Genomic DNA, 18,978 nt, shown 5'->3' on the forward strand with positions numbered 1-18,978 from the left:
AGACAAGGGATTGCTCCCTGGCACAAAATGCCGCCCGCTGTCGGGGCGCCCCGTCAGGCGGTCCTTGTTTGCTATGAAATAAGGAGCGGTTTGCGCAGGCTGCGGAAGGGCCGGAGCAAAATTTTATCCGCAAAAATTGCCCAGGGAGCCTGGGCGGCAGAAGGAAGGCTGGCCGCAAATGAAAAGACAGGCGCAAGGCCTGTCTGTGCGGGGCAAGCGGGAGATGCCTATTTTTTCTTGACCATACCGGCGGCTTTGACCTGACTGACCGCCCACTTGCCGGCAAAGGCCTGCATGTCATTGAGGCGCTTGAGCAGGTCGGTGCCCATGGCCGTGACGGTGTAGCCTTCGCTGCCGTGGCCCATCAGGCCGGCGGCGCGCAGCTCCTTGATGCGGGTATTCAATGTGTTCGGGGTGATGCTGCCAATGCTGTCTTGCAGCAGCCGGAACGTCTGCGGGTGACCATCCTTGAGTGCCCACAGCACGCGCAAGGCGTAACGCGCTTCAAGCAGTTCAAAAAGTTGGCCGACGGCGGCATTTTCTTTGGCACTCATGGGGGACATCTCCTGGTCACGTTTTTGTCACAGTTAATCGGTAAGCACGCGCTTGAAGCGAAATATAGCGGATATTTTGGACTGCTACTAGTTTTATAGCTGCCTGCGCCCGCAGGGTGTAGCCTCCCAGCCAAAAAGGCTTGAAAAGTCAGGCCGGATGGGGTAGGCACAAGGTGGGCGGTCACGCCGGCCTCGCCGGTCGCATGACCCGGTGGGCACCTGCGGGTCAAAGATAGACTTTTTGCAGCAGGCGGATCAGGGTTTTGCGTTCTGCAGCTGTCAATCGCCTGGTGGCGTCCAGCTCCAGTTCTTGCGCCGTGCGCTCAGCGTCATGCATCAGCTTCTGGCCAGTGGGCGTCAGGTGCAGGCCGACAGCCCGGCCGTCGCGCGGATGCGGTTTGCGAACGATCAGCTCGCGCTGTTCCAGCGCGTTGATCATGGCCACCAGGTTGGGCGGCTGGATGCTCAGCGCGGCACAGAGCTGGCGCGAGGTGATGCCGGGGTTGTGTGTGACCAGCGACATCACCGAAAAATCGACCTGCCGCATGCCATAGACCGCCATGCGCTGCAGAAACAGCTCGATCACCGTGATGGCGGCGCGGCTGGCGTTGTAGCCGACCAGGCCTTCCAGGTAAGACGTGTCGACGGTTTCGACGGCGGGCGGGAGTTTGTCGGGCATGGGGGCGGCACGGCGGTTTTTGCGGGCTGGCAGATCAGCGCTGCACGCTTGCTGCACCCAGGTAGGTGCCGATCACGCGCGGGTCGTGGGCCAGTTCCGAGGCGGGGCCCTCGAAGGCGATCTCGCCCATTTCAAGCACATAGGCGTAGTCGGCGGTTTCCAGCGCCGCGCGGGCATTCTGCTCGACCAGCACGGTGGTCACGCCAGTCTTGCGCAGCGCGTCGATGGTGCGGAAGATTTCCTTGACGATCAACGGCGCCAGACCCAGGCTGGGCTCGTCGAGCATCAGCAGCCGGGGCTGCGACATCAGCGCGCGGCCGACCGCCAGCATTTGCCGTTCGCCGCCGGACAGGGTGCCGGCGAGCTGGGTGCGGCGTTCCTTGAGGCGCGGAAACAGCTCGAAGACGACCTCCATTTGGCCCTGCCACTGCTTGTTGTTCCGGCGCACCTGCCGGTAGGCGCCCAGCACCAGGTTGTCTTCCACTGACATGCTGCCGAACAGCTCGCGGCGCTCGGGCACCAGCGCGATGCCCTGCATCACGCGTTCTTCCAGCGGCAGGGAGGCGATGGGCTGGCCGTCGTAGGCGATGGTGCCGGTTGAGGGCAGCACACCCATCAGGGCATTGAGCAGGGTGGACTTGCCGGCGCCGTTGGGGCCGATGACGGTGATGATGCTGCCAGGCGCAGCTTCCAGGCTGATACCGCGCAACACTTCGGCCTTGCCGTAGCCCGCGTGCAGGTCCTGCACCTTGAGAATGGGAGTGGACATGGTCTTGACTTTCTCAGTGCTCGGTGCCGAGGTAGGCGGCGCGTACCAGCGGGCTGGCCTGGATGTCGGCGGGCGTGCCTTCAATCAGCCGGGTGCCGAACTCCATCACCACGATGCGGTCGGTGACCTGCATCACCAGGTCCATGTCGTGTTCGACCAGCAAAATGCTCAGGCCCTCGGCGCGCAGTTGCCGCAGCACGTCGGCCAGCCCCTGTTTTTCCTTGTGGCGCAGGCCGGCAGCGGGTTCGTCGAGCAGCAGCAGGGCCGGGTCGTTGCAGAGCGCGCGGGCGATCTCAAGCAGGCGCTGCGGACCCATTGCCAGGTTGCCGGCCAGCTCGTGCAGCGAATCTCCCATGCCAACACGGCGAAGCTGGATCTCGGCCTCGCGAAACAGGCTTTGTTCTTCACGGCGGTCCAGCCGCAAGGTGGCAGACAGCGCGCCGCGACCGCCGCGCAGGTGCGCGCCCAGCGCGACGTTTTCGAGCACCGTCATGTCGGCAATCATCTTGACGTGCTGGAAGGTGCGCGAAATGCCGCGCTTGGCAATCTCGCGTGAGGCCAGTCCCGTGATGTCGTCCCCACGGAAGGCGACGCGCCCGCTGGTGGGCGCCAGCACGCCGGTGATCAGGTTGAAGGTGGTGGACTTGCCTGCGCCGTTGGGGCCGATCAGCCCGACAATCTGCCCGGCGTGCACGCTGAAGCTGATGTCGTTCACAGCGATCAGCCCGCCGAACTCCTTGCGGATATTGCTTGCCTGCAACACCACTTCGCCCTTGACCGGCATCGCGCGATGGGCCAGCGGGGCGGCTTGCTGCCAGTCAACCTTGCGTGCGGCCTTGGGCAGTTTGCGGTCCACAAAAGCCCAGATGCCGTTGGGCGCGTATTTGAGCACCAGCACCAGCAAGACACCGAAAACGATCACCTCGTAACTGCCGCTGGTGCCTATGAGCGCCGGCAGCAGTACCTGCAACTGATCGGCCAGCAGCTTGGTCACCAGGGCGCCGGTGATGGCGCCCCAGACATGGCCGGCGCCGCCCAGCACCGCCATGAACAGGTACTCGATGCCGATGTGCACGCTGAAAGGTGAAGGGTTGACCGAGCGCTGGAAATGCGCATACAACCAGCCCGACAGGCTGGCCAGCAGCGCAGCAATCGTGAAGATGCCGATCTTGAAACGCAGGGTGTTGATGCCCATGGACTCGGCCATTTGCGAGCCGGTCTTGAGCGAGCGTATGGCCCGGCCCACACGCGAGTCCAGCAGGTGCAGCATGGCCAGCGCTGCCAGCAGCACCAGCGCCCAGGTCAGCAGGAAAAACACGCGACCCTGGCCCAGCTCCCAGCCGAACAGCGACAGGCCGGACACGCCGAGGATGCCGTCGTATTTGCCCAGCGCCTGCAGGTTGCCCATGGTGTAGTACAGCGACAGGCCCCAGGCCAGCGTGGCCAGCGGCAGGTAGTGGCCCGACATGCGCAGCGTGATCCAGCCCAGCACGATGGCGCAGACGGCGGTCAGGCCCAGGCCGACCCACAGGGTCAGCCAGGGCGAGAGCCCGGCGTTCACCGTCAGGTAGGCCGTGGTGTAGGCGCCGATGCCGACAAAAGCCGCCTGGCCGAAAGAGGTCAGGCCGCCGATGCCGGTCAGCAGCACCAGACCGAGCACCGCGAGGCTGGAGATGCCGATGTAGTTGAGCTGGGTGATCCAGAACTCGGGCACCGGCAGCGCCGCGATCAGCACAATGACGGCCAGCATCAGCAGCCATCCGATTTTTCTCAGCAGCATGTCAGTGGTCCTCGTCCGAATGGCCGGTCTTCAGCGAGCGCCAGAACAACACGGGCAGGATCAGCGTGAACACAATCACTTCCTTGAAGGCGCTGGCCCAGAAGGAGCCAAAAGCCTCGATGATGCCGACCATCAGCGCGCCCAGTGCCGCCACTGGATAACTGGCCAGTCCGCCGATGACGGCGGCAACAAAACCTTTCAGTCCGATCAAAAAGCCCGAGTCGTAAAACACCGTGGTCGTGGGGCCGATCAACAGGCCGGACAGGGCGCCTATCAGCGCGGCCATGGCGAGCGTGAGCTGGCCGGCGGTCTGCGACGAGATGCCCATGAGCCGCGCACCCAGCCGGTTCACAGCGGTGGCGCGCAAGGCCTTGCCGTACAGCGTGCGTTCAAAAAACAGCCACAGCATCACGATCAGTGCGAGCGATGCGAGGCCGATGATCACCGCCTGGCCGGACAGGTTGACCGCACCCAGGCTGAAACGCGCGTCCCAGAACGGCGGATTCCGAAAACCCTCAGCGCCGAAGAACAGCAGGCCCAGCCCGGTCAACGCGAAATGCACGCCGACCGACACAATCAGCAGCACCAGCGGCGTGGCATCGGCCAGCGACTGGTAGGCCAGGCGGTACACCAGCGGGCCGAAACAGGTGACGATGCCAACCGACAACAAGGCCTGCACAAACAATGAGAACTGCTGGGGCGCGGCCCACAGCGTCACCAGCGACACCACCACCGGGGCCACCAGCACCTTCAGGCCGGACAGCAGGGCTTTGGCCGGCAGCTTGTACCTTTTCCAGGTGTGCCAGGCTTCTGCCATGGCAGCCAGACCGGCCAGCATCAGCAGCAGCCAGATGGTGCCCGGCACCTTGCCGGTCTGCAAAATCGCCAGCGTGAGCGCACCATAAGTGACGAACTCGCCCTGGGGAATAAAAATGATCCGTGTCACGGCGAACACCAGCACGGTGGCCAGGCCCAGCAGCGCGTAAATCGCGCCGTTGGTCAGTCCGTCGACCAGCAGGATACTGGCAATTGAAAAATCCATAAATACCTTCAGGAAACGCGTGATACGCGGGTGCCCGGACGGGCCGGCCTGTTGCCACTGCGCCGCCCGGTCGCTCGCGGAAATGTCGGCTTATCTGGCCTGCAGTTTCCAGTCGCCATTGACGATCTGCATGATGATGCCGGTGTCATCGGTGTAGCCGGCGTGGTTGGTGGCGGTGTAGTTGACGGTGCCGTGGAACAGCGGGATCGGGCCGGCGTTTTCGAGTGCAGCCTTGAGCGCGCCGCGGAATTCCTTGGTGCCCGGTTTTGCGGTTTTCAGGGCAATCGGGATGATCTTTTGCAGGATCACCGAGGCGTCGTAGGCGTGGCCGGCAAACGGGTTGCGGCTGTTGGCGCCGTAAAGCTTTTCCCAGGCGGTCACGTGGGTCATGGCGACCTGCTTGCTCGGGTGGTTGGCGGGAAGCTGCTCGGCAACCACGCCGGGGCCGGCGACCACAAAAGCGCCTTCAACATCCTTGCCACCGACACGCATCAGGTCACGCGATGCAGCGCCGTGCGTCTGGTAGATCTTGCCCTTGTAGCCGCGTTCGATAAGCGCCTTGTGCGGCATGGCGGCGCCGCTGCCCGAAGCGACGACCAGGATGGCGTCCGGAGCGCCTGCTGTCACCTTGAGCGCCTGGCCGGTCACGCTGGTGTCGGTGCGGGCAAAGCGTTCTTCCGAGACGAACTTGATGTCGGTGCCGGCCATCTTGACCTTCATGTCGCGCAGGAACAGCTCGCCGTAGGCATCGGCGTAACCAATGAAACCGACGGTCTTGACGCCAATTTTTTTCATGTGGGCAACGATGGCGTGCGACATCACCAGGGTTGACTGGGGCGTGTTGTAAGACCACGGGGCTTTGTTGGTGGACACGTCGATGGGCGCAAAGGTCATGTGCATGGTGCCGGTCTCGGCGGCTACGGCGGCTACCGCATTGGCTGGCGGTGTGGCGGCCGAGCCCATCAGGATGTCGACCTTGTCATCGGTCACAAACCGGCGGGCGTTCTTGGTGGCGTTGGTCGGGTCGGTGGCGTCGTCCAGGATGATGACGTTGAGCTTTTCACCGGCAATGGTGGTCGGCCACAGTGCGATGGCATTTTTAATGGGAATGCCCAGCGCGGAGGTCGGTCCGGTCAAGGGCAGGCTGATGCCGATGTTGATGTCTGCCTGAGCCGTGCCCAGCAACAGTGCCAGGGTGGCGGCGAATGCGATGCGTGTGTGTTTCATGATGTCTCCTTCAGGGATGGGTGAAAGCGGGAATGGTACTCAGGACTCGGCGGTAAAGCCAATCTGCTTGATCAGGCGGCGCCATTCGTCGGCGTCGGACTTGAGCAGGTCAGCCAGAACCTGCGGCGTGGACGAGGCGACTTCCATGCCGACCTGCGCCATGCTGCTGATGAGGTCGGGTTGAGCCAGCGCGGTTTGCATGTAGGCGGCTGCGCGACGAACGGTTTGCGGGTTGGCTTTGCCGGGCAGGAAAACGCCGTACCACTCACGCACGGTGATTGGTATGCCTTGCTGACGGTAGGTCGGCACGTCCGGCACGAAGGGGCTGCGGTTGATGCCCGATATGGCCAGCAAGCGCAGCTTGCCGCTTTTGAGGTGGGGCAGGTAGTCGCCGACCGGGGACGACATGGCCGAGATCTGGCCGCCCAGCAGGTCCTGGATGCCGGGCGCGGAGCCGCGGTAGGGAATGTGGCGCAAATCGTTACCCAGCAGCTTGTTCATCAGCCCGACGATCAGGTGCGGCATGGAGCCGGCGCCTGGCGAGCCGTAGTTGGCCTTGGTGGGGTTGGCCTTGGCCCAGGCCAGAAAGTCCTTCAGGGTCTTGACGCTCTCCGGTACGGCCGGACCGACGCCGAACGCGTGGTTGAAATAACAGGCCAGCGAAACCGGCGCGACATCCTCGGCCGGCTTGTACGGCAGCTTGGGGTAGACGAAGGGGTAGATCGACAGCATGGACGAAGGCGTCAGCAGCAAGGCGCTGCCGTCGGCCGGGCTGTCCCGCAGTGTGGTGACACCGATCTGTCCGCCCGCGCCCGGCTTGTTGTCCACCACCACGTTGGTCGCGTAGTTGCCGCGCAGCTTGTCAGCCAGCCGCCGCGACATGGCGTCGCTGGTGCCGCCTGGCTGAAATCCGCATATGAGTTTGGCCAGCTCGATGCTGGCTTGTGCCTGGGCCGACAGCGGCAGGCCGAGGCCGGTGAGGGCGGCTGCACCGCCCAGGGCCAAAGTGAATTCGCGGCGGGTTGTCATGATGTTTGTCTCCTTGGAATAATTTAAAAGCCAGATAAAACCAACGCAACTGAAAAAGTGAACGCTCTAGCGGGGCGCCATGCGCAAGGCCCCATCGAGCCGGATCACCTCGCCGTTGAGGTGGCCGTTGGTCACGATGTGGCAGGCGAGCTGGGCAAACTCTTCGGGTTTGCCCAGACGCGATGGAAAGGGAATCGAAGCGGCCAGCGATTGCTGCACCGGCTCGGGCAACTGTTTCATCAGCGGTGTGGCAAACAGGCCGGGCGCCACGGTGCAGACGCGAATGCCGTGCTGGGCCAGATCGCGCGCCATCGGCAGCGTCATGCCGACCAGTCCGCCCTTGGACGCGCTGTAGGCCTGCTGGCCGACCTGGCCATCGAAGGCAGCGACCGAGGCGGTGAACATCATCACGCCCCGTTCGCCATCTTCCATCGGTTCCAGCTTCGTGCAAGCCGCGGCAAACAGGCGGCTGATGTTGTAGCTCCCGATCAAATTCACGTTGATGACTCTGGCAAAGTCTTCGAGAGGCGCAGCATTGCCGTCCTTGCCGACGATGCGTTTTGCGGTTCCGATGCCGGCAATGTTCATCAGTATTCGTGCCGGACCGTGGGCCGCCGCAGCCTTGTCGAGAGCCACCACCACGCTGTCCGTGTGAGTGATGTCGCATTGGCAGGCAAGGCCACCGATGTCGGTGGCAACCTTCTCGGCCAACGCCATGTTGACGTCAAGCACGGCGACCTTCGCGCCGAGGCGAGCCAGTTCGCGCGCGACGGCCTCACCCAGGCCCGAGGCGCCGCCGGTCACGATGGCGGCATGTCCCTGAATATTCATGGTGTTACTTTCGGCAAGATGGTGAAGGGCAGGGTGCCGTCGTGCAGGGCGCTGACCAGCGCTTCGCGGTGTTTGAGAACGGCGCGCTGGTTGATGGAGCCCTTGTCGGTGACTTCGCCCTTGTCGATGGATGGGGGCTCGGCCATCAGGTGCGCACGCGCGATGCGGCTGGCGCTGCCGGTCGCGGTTTTTGCCAGGTCGTTGACCAACTGCTGGAAGCGCGCTTGCACCGGCGCGCTTTCCAGCACGGCCTGGAGGCTGGCCTCGGCGCCCAGGCCACTCAGCGTTCTGCATGCGGCCGTGGGGAAGATCAGCGCACCGACTTCGTTCAGATTGATGCCGGTCAACACCGCGTCCTGCACATACGGGGCACCCGCCGCAATGATTTTTGCGCGTAGGGGGCCGACGCTCACAAAAGTGCCCGTGGCGAGTTTGAAGTCCTCGGCGATACGGCCGTCAAACTTCAGGCCTTTGTGGATGTCATTGCGGTCTATCCAGGCGACCGCATCGCCGGTGCAAAAGAATCCCTCGTCGTCCAATGACTCCTGTGTGGCCTCAGGCGCGCGCCAATAACCGGGCGTGATGTTGGGGCCGCGGTAGCGCACCTCGATCTTTCCATCGACCGGCACCAGCTTGAGTTCCAGGCCTGGCGTTGGCACGCCGAGGTCGCCCGCTTTGACATCGGGACTGGTCACGAAAATTCCGAAAGGACCGGATTCGGTCATGCCCAGACCGGTGCCCATCACGATGCGTTCGCCGACTTCGGCCTGCTGGGTCTGGTGCAGGCTGTCCCAGACCGGCTGGGCCAGCGCCGCGCCCGCATAGAAAAACATCTTCACGCGTGACAGCAGGCTCTTGCGCAATTGCGCGTCGGTTTTCATGGCGGTGGCAATTGCCTCGAAACCGGTGGGCACGTTGAAATAGACCGTAGGCGCAATCTCGCGCAGGTTGCGCAGGGTCTCGCCCATCAAGGCTGGCGTTGGCTTGCCATCGTCGATGTACAGCGTGCCGCCGTTGTAAATCGTCATGCCGACGTTGTGGTTGCCGCCGAAGGTGTGGTTCCAGGGCAGCCAGTCGATCAGCACCAGCGGTTCTTCGGCCAGCACCGGCATCGACTGGCGCATCTGCTGCTGATTGGCGCACCACATGCGCTGGGTGTTGATGACCGCCTTGGGGAGTTTGGTTGAACCCGAGGTGAACAGGAATTTGACGATGGTGTCGGGCCCGGTGGCTTGCATCGCGGCATCCACGGTCGCTGTCGCCGGTGTGGAAACAAGTTGATCAAATCGGGTGCTGGCCCTTGGGAGAAGGGCGTCATCAGCTATAGATTTGATAGCAACTTCGACATCGGCCCCGACGGTGGCCGCAATCGCTTTGCCGTAACGCCCGGCATCGCTGGCAAACACCAGGCCCGGCGTCAGCGTGGCCAGCACATGGCGCAGCTTGTCATAGTCCTGGCTTACCGTCGAATAGGCCGGCGACACCGGGCAATACGGCACGCCAGCGTAAATGCAACCCAGTGCCAGCAGGGCGTGTTCCAGGTCGTTTTCGCTGAGGATCGCGACCGGGCGGTCGGCATTCAGGCCACGGTCCAGCAAGGCCTGTCCGATGTTGCGTGCGCTGGACAGCGCTTGCGCGTAGCTGATGTGTTGCCAGTCGCCAGAGCTGCCGTCGCCATTTTTTTTGCGCCTGGCCATGAAGCTGCGGTCCGGCGCGTGCTGTGCCCAGTGGACCAGGCGGTCGGTGATGCGCTGTGCGTAGTTGCCCAGCGGCTGGTCTGCCGACAGGTACTGCGTGCCGTGTTGGCCTTCGCGCAGCTCGACACGCGTGACACCAAAGACCAGCGGGCGGTAAGTCGGCGTTGGGGAGAGGGTGCTTGTTGGGCTCATGGTTGCTTTTGCGGTGCGCTGTCAGCTTTTGGTTACTTTGCTGGCTTTGCCCGCCAGGAAGGCCTGGACCCGTTGTTTGGCTTCGGGCGCGCTTTGGGCAATGGCGGCCATCAGTGATTCGGTGAAAAAGCCCTGATCGGCGGGCTGCTCGGCTATCCGCGGCAACGCATGCATCAGTGCGTAGTTGGTCAGGGGGGCGTTTTGTGCCACGCGTGTTGCCAGCTCCAGTGCTTTGGCCAAAGCCTGGCCCTCGGGCACCAGGTACTGCGCAAAACCCGCGCGTTCGCCGTCCTGTGCGTCGTAGACACGGCCGGTCAGCATCATGTCGGTCATGCGCGCAACGCCCACCAGTTTGGGGATACGGACGGAGCCGCCGCCGCCGACAAAAATGCCGCGCGAGCCCTCTGGCAGCGCGTAAAAGGTGGACTCGTCGGCCACGCGGATGTGGCAGGCGCTGGCCAGTTCCAGACCGCCGCCTACGACGGCACCGTGCAGCGCGGCAATCACTGGCACCGGACCGTGCTGGACACACTCCAGCGCTGCGTGCCACATGCGCGAGTGGTGCATGCCCTGACCCGCGTCGCGTTCCTGCAGCTCGCCCAGATCCAGTCCGGCGCAGAAGTGTTTGCCCTCGCCGTGCACAACGGCTGCGCGCACGCTGGACGGCAGGTTTTCAAAGACGTTGCGCAGGCTCAGAATGAGCTTGTCATTGAGCGCATTGCGTTTGGCAGGACGGCTCAGGCGGATCACGGCAATCTCATGCTGGGCACCAGAAAATTCGAGCTCGATGTCTTTGGAGTGGGAGGTAAGTGTCATGGTCGGGTTTGCAAAGTGAGTGAATTATTGTTATAAATGATAACCAATTCAACCGATTTTGGGGCTGATTTATCGGTGTTAACCCGCATGCTTGACAAAGTGCAAGCGCGTCAGGAGACCAATATGGACTACAAAAATCTCATCGCGATCGACATTCACACCCATGCCGAGGTGAGTTGCTGGAACCCGTTTGACAACTACGGCGAGGAGTACGACCGTGCCGCCGACAAGTACTTCAAGAACAGCCGCCGACCGACGATTGAAGAGACCATTGCCTACTACCGCGAACGCAAGATTGGGCTGGTGATGTTCACGGTGGACAGCGAATCCAAGCTGGGCCGACGCCGCATCCCGAACGAGGAGATTGCCGAGGCCGCGCAAAAAAATAGCGACATGATGATGTGTTTTGCCAGTATCGATCCGCACAAGGGAAAAATGGGTGCACGCGAAGCCGAGCGGCTGATCAAAGACCACGGTGTCAAGGGTTTCAAGTTTCACCCGACGGTGCAGGGCTTCCACCCGTATGACAAGATGGCTTGGCCGATCTACGAGGTCATCAATGCCCACAAGCTGCCTGCGATTTTTCACACCGGGCACAGCGGCATCGGCAGCGGCATGCGTTGCGGCGGCGGCTTGCGGCTGGAGTTTTCCAACCCCATGCACCTCGACGATGTGGCGATTGATTTCCCCGACATGCAGATCGTCATGGCGCATCCGAGCTTTCCGTGGCAGGACGAGGCGCTCAGCGTGGCCACGCACAAACCCAATGTCTGGATCGATCTGTCGGGCTGGAGTCCCAAGTACTTCCCGAAACAACTGGTGCAGTACGCCAACACCCTGCTCAAGGACCGCGTGTTATTCGGCAGCGACTACCCGCTGATCACGCCAGAACGCTGGATGAAGGATTTCGAAGACGCGGGTTTCAAGCCCGAAGTGATGCCTGGCATCCTCAAGGGCAATGCGATGCGTCTGCTCGGATTGGGGCAGACTGCCGCTGCATGAATGACATGGCTTTTCGCTGCCTGACCGACATAGCGGCGCTTGAGCGCATCCCTTACGACCAGGCCATTCCCGCACGCACAACCTATGGACTGATCGAAAACGCCGCTCGCTGCTTTGGCAAGCGCGATGCGTTTCGGTTTTTGCCCAGTGGCGACTTGCAAGCGCAGCCGCAATGTGTGAGCTACCGCGAACTGCTGTCGCAGATTCGTCGCGCGGCGAATCTGTTTCGCTCACTCGGTGTTGGGCCAGATGATGCGGTCGCGATCCTGGCGCCCAACATTCCTGAAACGCAATTCGCGCTGTGGGGCGCGCAGGTGGCAGGCAAGGTCTGTCCCATCAACTATTTGCTGCAACCCGACCATATCGCCGCCTTGCTTAAGGCGTCCGGGGCCTGTGTCATCGTGGCGCTCGGCCCCAACGAGAAACTCAATCTCTGGCCGACGCTGGATAAAGTTCTGGCACTGCATCCGGTGCAGGTGCTGCAGATTCGGGTAGGCGATCATGTCGCGCCCGATGTGCTGGTGTTCCAGGATCTGCTCGGGCAGCAAAGCGACACGCTGGCTTTTGAACCCAAGCTCACGCCCGACCGCATTGCCGCCTGTTTTCATACCGGCGGCACCACCGGCGCCCCCAAGCTGGCCCAACACACACACGGCAACGAGGCACACACCGGGTGGTTCTCGCACTTTTTTTACGGCTTTGACGAACAGACGGTCGAGATCAACGGTTTTCCGCTGTTTCACGTGGCTGGCGCTTTTGTCTACGGTCTGTCGCTGCTGGCCATAGGCGCGACCCAGGTGCTTCCCACGCTGGTCGGCATGCGCGACTCCGACTTTCAGAAAAACTACTGGAAGTTCTGCGAGCGTGAGCAGGTGACCGCGCTGGCCTGTGTGCCGACCATCCTGGCGACGCTGGTGAACCTGCCCGTCGATGCGGATATTTCTTCGGTGCGGGTAGCCTACACCGGCGGTTCGCCGCTGCCCACAGAATTGGCGCAGCAGTTTGAAAATAAATGCGGCATCCCGGTGCGCAACATCCTCGGCATGACCGAGTGCGCGGGTCTTGTTTCCATCGAGCCGGCAGCCGCACCGCGCGTGCCGGGTTCCACCGGGCTGCGCCTGCCTTACACCGAGGTGCGCGCTGTGCCCTGGCGCGATGGCGCGGCGCAACTTCATGAAAACTGCAGTGCGGGGCAGACCGGTGTCATCGTGCTGCGCGGCCCGCATGTGAGTCCTGGGTATACCGACAAGGCTCGCAATGTGGGGATGTTTGAAGGTGCCTGGCTGGTGTCCGGCGACCTCGGTCATCTGGATGTGCAAGGCTACATCCACATCACAGGCCGCGCCAAGGACGTGATCATTCGCGGTTCGCACAACATCGACCCCGGCCTGGTGGAAGATGCTTTTCTGGCTCATCCCGCGGTGGCGCTGTGTGCGGTGGTCGGCGAGCCTGACGCCTACGCCGGCGAGTTGCCGGTTGCTTTTGTCACCCTCAAACCAGGCATGCACTGTGAGCCTGCTGACTTGCTGGCCGAGGTCGCACCGCAGGTTTATGAGCGGCCCGCCACACCCAAACGCGTGACCATTGTTGACGTCATGCCTTTGACCGCAATCGGCAAGATATACAAGCCGGCGTTGCGCCTGCTGGCTATGGAAACCAAACTTGCGGAGATGCTGGTGGACGTGCAGGGTGCAAGCGTGCGGGGCGAGGAGCGCAAGGGCAGCTTGGTGGCGGTGGTGACGCTTGCATCTGCGCCCGGCCATGCGCTGGAAAGCCGCCTGCGCGAGCGGCTGGCGGCCATGGCCATCGTGATGGAGTTCGTGTTCACCGCCGCCTGACCGTCGGCGCTACCAGCCGCCGCTGGCCAGCCACTGCTCCAGCAGCTCGAAGGTTTCCACGCCCCAAAAAGGTTCGCCGTCCACCACCACGGTGGGAGAGCCGAAAATGCCGGCTTTCAGCGAAGCGTCGACTGCGCTGCGCAGTCCTTGTGAAGCTTCCGGGCTGCTTATGCCTTCCTGCAGGCGTTGCCTGTCCAGTCCCGCAGGCAAGGCGATAGATGCCACGGCTTCGGCGCTTGACAGGTCGCGGCCTTCAGCCCAGTAGGCATGGTAGATCGCGTGGGCCAGCGGCGCCGCAAGTTCGGGCTGTTGCTGTTTGACCCAGTGAAAAGCGCGACCTGCCGCGCGCGGGTCCATCACCGGGTCGTCGAGCTTGCGTTGCATCTGCAAACCATGACATCGCATATAGCGCAGCGCATCGCGCCGGATGTAGTCGCCCTTGAGCGGCGTATCGAGCAGGGGCTTGAGGCCCATGACCTTGAGCACCGAGACACCGAGCAACATGGCATGCCACTGAACGCTGCGCCGATGCCGCGCAGCCATCTCCTCGATACGCAGCGAAGCGAAGTAGCCGAAGGGCGAGATGAAGTCGAAGTAGAAGTGCAGGGGCGCGGACGATGTGCTCATTGCGCTAGCGTAGCTCAGGACGCGATGGAAACGGCGGCTCCGCGATGGGACGATTCCATCATGGCCGCGATCAGCCGCTGCACTTGCAAGGCGGAACGCCCTGTGATGGCCGGCTCGGTGTGGCTGCGGATCGCCGTCACAAAATCCAGCAGCACCGCGCGGTGAAACGCGTGGTCAAAAGCCATGGGGTTGGCGCCTGAACCCGTTGCCTGCCGGACTCCGACCTGGATCTTGCGGCCATCCGTCAGTTCGGCGCGCAACTCACCGGCTTCCAAGGTGGCGCTTCCCTGCGCGAAGTTCAGCGCGATGCGTTCCGGAAAACCGGGCCAGGCCGCAGTTGTTGCATCGATATTGCCAATCGCCCCGTTCGGGTAACGCAGCACGGCCGCTACGGTGTCTTCACATTCCATGCGGTGCGCAGGGCTGGTGCCGGCCATGGCCAGCACCCTGTCGGGCATACCGGTCAGGCTCAGCATGAGGTCGAGGGTGTGGATGGCCTGCGTCATCAGTACGCCGCCGCCGTCGCGCGCCAGGGTGCCCCGGCCTGGCTCGTTGTAATAAGTTTGCGGCCGCCACCAGCGGATGCTGGCCGACGCGCTGAGCAGTGGCCCCAGACTGCCGTCCTGGATCAGCCGGGCCAGCGCCAGCGAGGCGTCGCGTATGCGGTGCTGCAGCATCACGGCCAGTTTTACGCCGTTTTGTTCACAGATGGCCACCATCTGCTCGGCTTTTTCCAAACTGACATCCAGCGGTTTTTCGACCAGCACATGTTTGCCGGCCCGCGCGATCCGCTCGACGATTTCCCCGTGGCTGTTGGGCGGCGTAAGCACCAGCACGGCCGCGATGGTTGCGTCCTCAAGAATATCTTCCAGCCGCGTGCTGGTGACGGCTCCTGCGGGGAGGTGCAGCGCCGCGAGCTTGTCGGCGCTGCGTGCCACCACGCGCGCCAGTGTCACTTCAGTGTCCAGATCCCGGATGCTCTGCAGGTGCGGCGCCGAGGCCTGCCCGGCGCCCACCATCCCGATTCGCATCGCGCCGCGAACCGCTTTAATCAAGCTTGATGCCGGCGACCTTGATGACCTGTGCCCATTTTTCAACTTCGTTTTTCTGGAATTCGGTCACATGGGCTGGCGTCATGGTCGAGCCCTGCATGCCCAGGCCTTTGAGGCGCTCCTGGAACTCTGCGGTCTGCAGAATCTTCATGACTTCTTCATGCAGCTTGTCCACGATAGGTTTGGGCGTGCCCGCCGGCACGAACAGGCCTTGCCATGAGGTCACTTCAAAGCCCGGAACGCCGGACTCTGCGACGGTAGGTACGTTCGGGAAAGCTTCCAGGCGCTTGGACGAACTCACGGCCAGCGCGCGCAACTTGCCGCTGGTGATGTGCTGGGCTGCGACCACGGAGGTGTCGAACATCATATCCACCTGGCCGCTCATCACGTCCGAGATGGCCGGGCCGCTGCCCTTGTAAGGCACGTGGATGAACTGCGTGCCCGACTTGAAGCCCAGCATCTCCAGCGCCATGTGCTGCGAGGTGCCGCTGCCCGCCGACGCGGACGAAATGGTCCTGGGTTTGGCCTTGGCCGCGGCCAGCACGTCCTGCAGCGTCTTGTAGGGACTTTTCTCACCGACGACAAGAATCACCGGGTTGGAGCCGATCAGCACGATGGGGGTGAAAGACTTGACCGGGTCATAACCGAGCTTGGGATACAGGCTGACGTTGATGGCATGCGAGCTGACGGTGCCGCCCACCAGGGTGTAGCCATCGGCCGGCGCGCGCGAGCCCTGTTCGGAACCGATGCTGCCGCCCGCGCCGCCCTTGTTCTCGATGACGAGCGTGGTGCCCAGCGTGGTGCCTAGCTTTTGCGCGATCAGCCGTGCCAGGATGTCGGTGGTGCCGCCAGCCGGAAAGGGCACCAGGTAGGTGATGTTCTTGGCCGGCCATTTGTCCTGGGCCCAGGCGGGCAGGGCGGCCGTGCCCAGCGCAAGGGGAAGAGCGAGGGCGACGGCAGAGTGGATCAGGGTGCGCCGTTTCATGGTGTCTCCTGGATGATGGAAGGCAAAACCGTTCTTGACCGGTCTTGGCCTGACCGAAGACATCGCGGGCTAACAGGGAAAAGGGGGTCAGAAAAGATCAGTTATCGTACAACTGCACTAGTGAACACCCATGGGGGAATTCCCTTGTCACCATGAAAACAGCCTCTTGGCCTTTAGATGCCGGTTGAAGCGTCCTGGGTTTGTCCCTTGCGCAGCCTCTCGCGGCTGTTCGACAAATGGGTTCGCATCGCCGCCCTGGCCGCTTCCGGGTCCTGGCTGCGGATGGCGTTGTAGATGTTCTCGTGCTCGCCGTTGACGCGCTGTAGATAGAGCAGTCGGCCTTCCGGCGCGCTTTGCGGTGTGTTCACACGTGTGCGCGGGATGATCATGGTGCCGAGGTAGGTCATCAGGTCCTCAAAATGGCGGTTGCCGGTGGCACGCGCCACTTCCATATGAAACTGGAAGTCGGGTGGCACCGCGTCGGAGTCCGCGTGGATGGAGTCCTGAAAGGCCCGCAGCGCGGTAGCCATGGCCTCCAGATTTTCCGTGCTTCTCCTCTGGGCGGCCAGGCCTGCCGCCTCGGTTTCAAGGCTGATGCGCAGCTCCAGCACGGAAATCACATCGTTGACCGTGGCGAAGTCGGCCGCCGCAATCTTGAAGTTGCCAGCGTCCCGGCTCAGGATCACGAACGTGCCGATGCCGTGCCGTGTTTCGACCAGGCCGGACGCCTGCAGTTTGGAAATCGATTCACGCACCACCGTCCGGCTGACGTCGAAACGGACCATGATTTCGGCCTCGGTCGGCAGTTTGTCACCGGGCTTGAGCTGTCCGTCGCGGATGCTGGCCGCCAGGCTTTCGACAATTTCAGTTACCAGCCCGCGCGGCCGCCGCATGCGCGGGGCTTCGTCGGAAAGGGCAGGCAGCAGGTTCGATTCCATCGGGTTGACTCGGAGTAGGGGTTTGCCTTGATGACCGCAGAAAGCTCTTGACAGTTAAAAGGGTGTCACTAGAATTCCTTGTCATCAGACAACGTATGACTGATGTGTTGATCGATTAAAGCGACTGTAGCAAACCTAACGAAAAAGTCCAGTGTTTGCGCCAGCAGAGTTTCCTCAAAGACAAAGATGACTATCAAGGCTCACGAAAAATTACTGCTGACCGGTGCTGCCGGCGGCCTGGGCCAGGCCCTGCGCGAACGGCTCAAGGCCAACTGTGCCACCCTGCGCTTGTCGGACCGGGTCAGCCTCGGCGATGCGGGTAGCCAGGAAGAAATCATGCTTGCCGACCTGGCCGATGCCGCAGCCGTGGACGCGATGGTGCAGGGCGTGGATGCCATCGTCCATCTCGGCGGCGTGTCGGTGGAGGGGCCCTTTGGCCCCATCCTGCAAGCCAACATCCTGGGCCTGTACAACCTGTATGAAGCCGCGCGCAAACATGGCGTCAAACGCGTGGTGTTTGCCAGCTCCAACCACGTCACCGGCTTTTACCGCCAGAGCGAAACCATCAACGCCGATGCGCCGGCACGCCCGGACGGCATGTACGGCCTCAGCAAGGCCTTTGGCGAAGACCTGTCGCGCTTCTATTTCGACCGCTACGGTATTGAAACCGCCTGCGTGCGCATCGGCTCCTCCTTTCCCGAGCCTAAAGACCGGCGCATGCTGGCCACCTGGCTCAGCTTCGACGACCTGCACCGCCTGATCACGGCCTGCCTGACGACACCGGTTCTCGGCCACAGCATTGTGTTCGGCATGTCCGACAACGCGGTGACATGGTGGGACAACAGCCGCGCCCGGCACATCGGCTACGTCGCCAGGGACAGCTCGGACATCTTCCGCGACGCGGTCTATGCGCGCACGTCCGCACCCGACCTCACCGATCCCGCCGTGCAATTCCAGGGCGGCGGTTTTGTCAAGGCCGGCCCGTTTGCGGATTGATCTGATGAGCACTCAGGCACAACTGCTGGTGGACAGTCGCAATGGCACCGGCGAAAGCCCGGTCTGGCATGGCGGCGAGCAGGCCTTGTACTGGGTCGATATTCCTGCGCGCAAGCTGTGCCGCTGGCAATCTGGAGACGGCACTGTCACCCACTGGGAAACGTCTGAAATGCTGGCATGTATTGCCCAGGGCGGTGCACCGGGCTGCTGGGTGGCGGGCATGGAAACCGGCATCTTTGAATTGCAGGCACAGTCCGGCGGCCAGCTAACCAGTCGTCTGCTCGGCGGCGTGACCCATGCGCAGCCCGGTATGCGTTTCAACGACGGCCGCTGCGACCGCCAGGGCCGCTTCTGGGCCGGCACCATGGTGATGAACATGGGCCTGGCATCACCGGCCGGTGCCCTGTACCGTTTTCACCCAGGCACCGCAGTGGAAAAAATGCTGGACGGCTTCATCACACCCAACGGCCTGGGCTTCAGCCCCGACGGCCGCACCATGTACCTGTCCGACTCGCACCCTTCGGTGCAGATGATCTGGGCTTTTGATTACGACACTTCCACCGGAACGCCGTCAAACCGCCGGGTGTTTGTGGACATGAATCCGCTGCCTGGCCGACCCGACGGCGCCGCCGTGGATGAAGACGGTTGTTACTGGATTTGCGGCAACGATGCCGGGCTGGTGCACCGCTTCACACCCGATGGCAAGCTGGACCGCTCCTTGCCCGTACCCGTCAAGAAGCCAGCCATGTGTGCCTTTGGCGGCGCCGGCCTCGACACCTTGTTCGTGACATCGATTCGCCCCGACGGAGTCGATGTGTCTGACCAGCCGCTGGCCGGCGGTGTGTTTGCGTTGCGCCCCGGCGTGCGCGGACTGCCCGAAGCCGCGTGTTCGCTTTAAAAAAGTTTCCCAACCACCACCACTAC

General features: G+C 62.8%; 18 protein-coding genes. 4 read left to right on the plus strand and 14 right to left on the minus strand.

Annotation, left to right across the window (positions count from 1 at the left end):
* Positions 1-227: 227 nt before the first annotated feature.
* The 10 genes from IEX16_RS18550 to IEX16_RS18595 form a co-directional block, all read right to left on the minus strand.
* Positions 228-554 carry a winged helix-turn-helix transcriptional regulator gene (locus tag IEX16_RS18550; RefSeq protein WP_188709975.1) on the minus strand — a complete coding sequence of 109 codons (327 nt, stop codon included), beginning with the start codon at positions 552-554 and terminating at the stop codon, positions 228-230.
* Positions 555-780: 226 nt separating this feature from the next.
* Complete coding sequence (locus IEX16_RS18555; RefSeq protein ID WP_188709976.1) at positions 781-1,233, minus strand: MarR family winged helix-turn-helix transcriptional regulator; 453 nt, start codon at positions 1,231-1,233, stop codon at positions 781-783.
* A 34-nt stretch (positions 1,234-1,267) separates the two neighbouring features.
* Complete coding sequence (locus tag IEX16_RS18560; protein WP_188709977.1) at positions 1,268-2,002, minus strand: ABC transporter ATP-binding protein; 735 nt, start codon at positions 2,000-2,002, stop codon at positions 1,268-1,270.
* A 13-nt stretch (positions 2,003-2,015) separates the two neighbouring features.
* Complete coding sequence (locus tag IEX16_RS18565) at positions 2,016-3,782, minus strand: branched-chain amino acid ABC transporter ATP-binding protein/permease (protein WP_188709978.1); 1,767 nt, start codon at positions 3,780-3,782, stop codon at positions 2,016-2,018.
* Between the two features lies 1 nt (position 3,783).
* Entirely contained in the window at positions 3,784-4,824 is a 1,041-nt protein-coding gene (locus IEX16_RS18570) for a branched-chain amino acid ABC transporter permease (RefSeq protein WP_188709979.1), read from the minus strand.
* Positions 4,825-4,914: 90 nt separating this feature from the next.
* Positions 4,915-6,051, minus strand: coding sequence for an ABC transporter substrate-binding protein (locus IEX16_RS18575; protein ID WP_188709980.1), 1,137 nt, complete (start codon positions 6,049-6,051; stop codon positions 4,915-4,917).
* 39 nt (positions 6,052-6,090) lie between these two features.
* Positions 6,091-7,080 (minus strand): Bug family tripartite tricarboxylate transporter substrate binding protein, encoded by a 990-nt coding sequence (locus tag IEX16_RS18580; RefSeq protein ID WP_188709981.1) that lies wholly within the window; start codon positions 7,078-7,080, stop codon positions 6,091-6,093.
* A gap of 66 nt (positions 7,081-7,146) precedes the next feature.
* Positions 7,147-7,911 (minus strand): SDR family NAD(P)-dependent oxidoreductase, encoded by a 765-nt coding sequence (locus IEX16_RS18585; protein ID WP_188709982.1) that lies wholly within the window; start codon positions 7,909-7,911, stop codon positions 7,147-7,149.
* The gene (locus IEX16_RS18590) at positions 7,908-9,800 is read right to left on the minus strand and encodes a feruloyl-CoA synthase (RefSeq protein ID WP_188709983.1); all 1,893 of its coding nucleotides are present in this window, start codon (positions 9,798-9,800) and stop codon (positions 7,908-7,910) included. Before IEX16_RS18590 ends, IEX16_RS18585 begins: the two co-directional genes overlap by 4 nt.
* 21 nt (positions 9,801-9,821) lie before the next feature.
* Positions 9,822-10,616: a crotonase/enoyl-CoA hydratase family protein gene (locus tag IEX16_RS18595; protein ID WP_188709984.1), complete on the minus strand. Its 795-nt coding sequence runs from the start codon at positions 10,614-10,616 to the stop codon at positions 9,822-9,824.
* Between the two features lie 123 nt (positions 10,617-10,739).
* Here IEX16_RS18595 and IEX16_RS18600 point away from each other — a divergent pair, with 123 nt between their 5' ends.
* Both IEX16_RS18600 and IEX16_RS18605 read left to right on the plus strand, forming a co-directional pair.
* Positions 10,740-11,618 (plus strand): amidohydrolase family protein, encoded by an 879-nt coding sequence (locus IEX16_RS18600; RefSeq protein WP_188709985.1) that lies wholly within the window; start codon positions 10,740-10,742, stop codon positions 11,616-11,618.
* On the plus strand, positions 11,615-13,456 hold the full coding sequence (locus IEX16_RS18605; RefSeq protein ID WP_229676430.1) for an AMP-binding protein: 1,842 nt from the start codon (positions 11,615-11,617) through the stop codon (positions 13,454-13,456). Before IEX16_RS18600 ends, IEX16_RS18605 begins: the two co-directional genes overlap by 4 nt.
* A gap of 9 nt (positions 13,457-13,465) precedes the next feature.
* Here the strand turns inward: IEX16_RS18605 and IEX16_RS18610 are convergent, their stop codons facing one another.
* From IEX16_RS18610 to IEX16_RS18625, 4 genes are all read right to left on the minus strand, one after another.
* Positions 13,466-14,083: a 2-hydroxychromene-2-carboxylate isomerase gene (locus tag IEX16_RS18610; RefSeq protein ID WP_188709986.1), complete on the minus strand. Its 618-nt coding sequence runs from the start codon at positions 14,081-14,083 to the stop codon at positions 13,466-13,468.
* A gap of 14 nt (positions 14,084-14,097) precedes the next feature.
* Positions 14,098-15,138: a Gfo/Idh/MocA family protein gene (locus IEX16_RS18615; protein WP_229676431.1), complete on the minus strand. Its 1,041-nt coding sequence runs from the start codon at positions 15,136-15,138 to the stop codon at positions 14,098-14,100.
* The gene (locus IEX16_RS18620; RefSeq protein WP_188709987.1) at positions 15,131-16,120 is read right to left on the minus strand and encodes a Bug family tripartite tricarboxylate transporter substrate binding protein; all 990 of its coding nucleotides are present in this window, start codon (positions 16,118-16,120) and stop codon (positions 15,131-15,133) included. Before IEX16_RS18620 ends, IEX16_RS18615 begins: the two co-directional genes overlap by 8 nt.
* Before the next feature lie 173 nt (positions 16,121-16,293).
* Positions 16,294-17,058 (minus strand): FadR/GntR family transcriptional regulator, encoded by a 765-nt coding sequence (locus IEX16_RS18625; RefSeq protein ID WP_229676432.1) that lies wholly within the window; start codon positions 17,056-17,058, stop codon positions 16,294-16,296.
* A gap of 186 nt (positions 17,059-17,244) precedes the next feature.
* On the opposite strand from IEX16_RS18625, the gene IEX16_RS18630 reads away from it, so the two are divergent.
* Both IEX16_RS18630 and IEX16_RS18635 read left to right on the plus strand, forming a co-directional pair.
* Positions 17,245-18,054, plus strand: a complete 810-nt coding sequence (locus IEX16_RS18630; RefSeq protein ID WP_188709988.1) for an NAD-dependent epimerase/dehydratase family protein — start codon at positions 17,245-17,247, stop codon at positions 18,052-18,054.
* Between the two features lie 4 nt (positions 18,055-18,058).
* The gene (locus IEX16_RS18635) at positions 18,059-18,952 is read left to right on the plus strand and encodes an SMP-30/gluconolactonase/LRE family protein (protein ID WP_188709989.1); all 894 of its coding nucleotides are present in this window, start codon (positions 18,059-18,061) and stop codon (positions 18,950-18,952) included.
* The last annotated feature ends 26 nt before the right edge of the window (positions 18,953-18,978 follow it).

The organism is Polaromonas eurypsychrophila, assembly GCF_014641715.1.
In the GTDB taxonomy this organism is placed as follows: domain Bacteria; phylum Pseudomonadota; class Gammaproteobacteria; order Burkholderiales; family Burkholderiaceae_C; genus Polaromonas; species Polaromonas eurypsychrophila.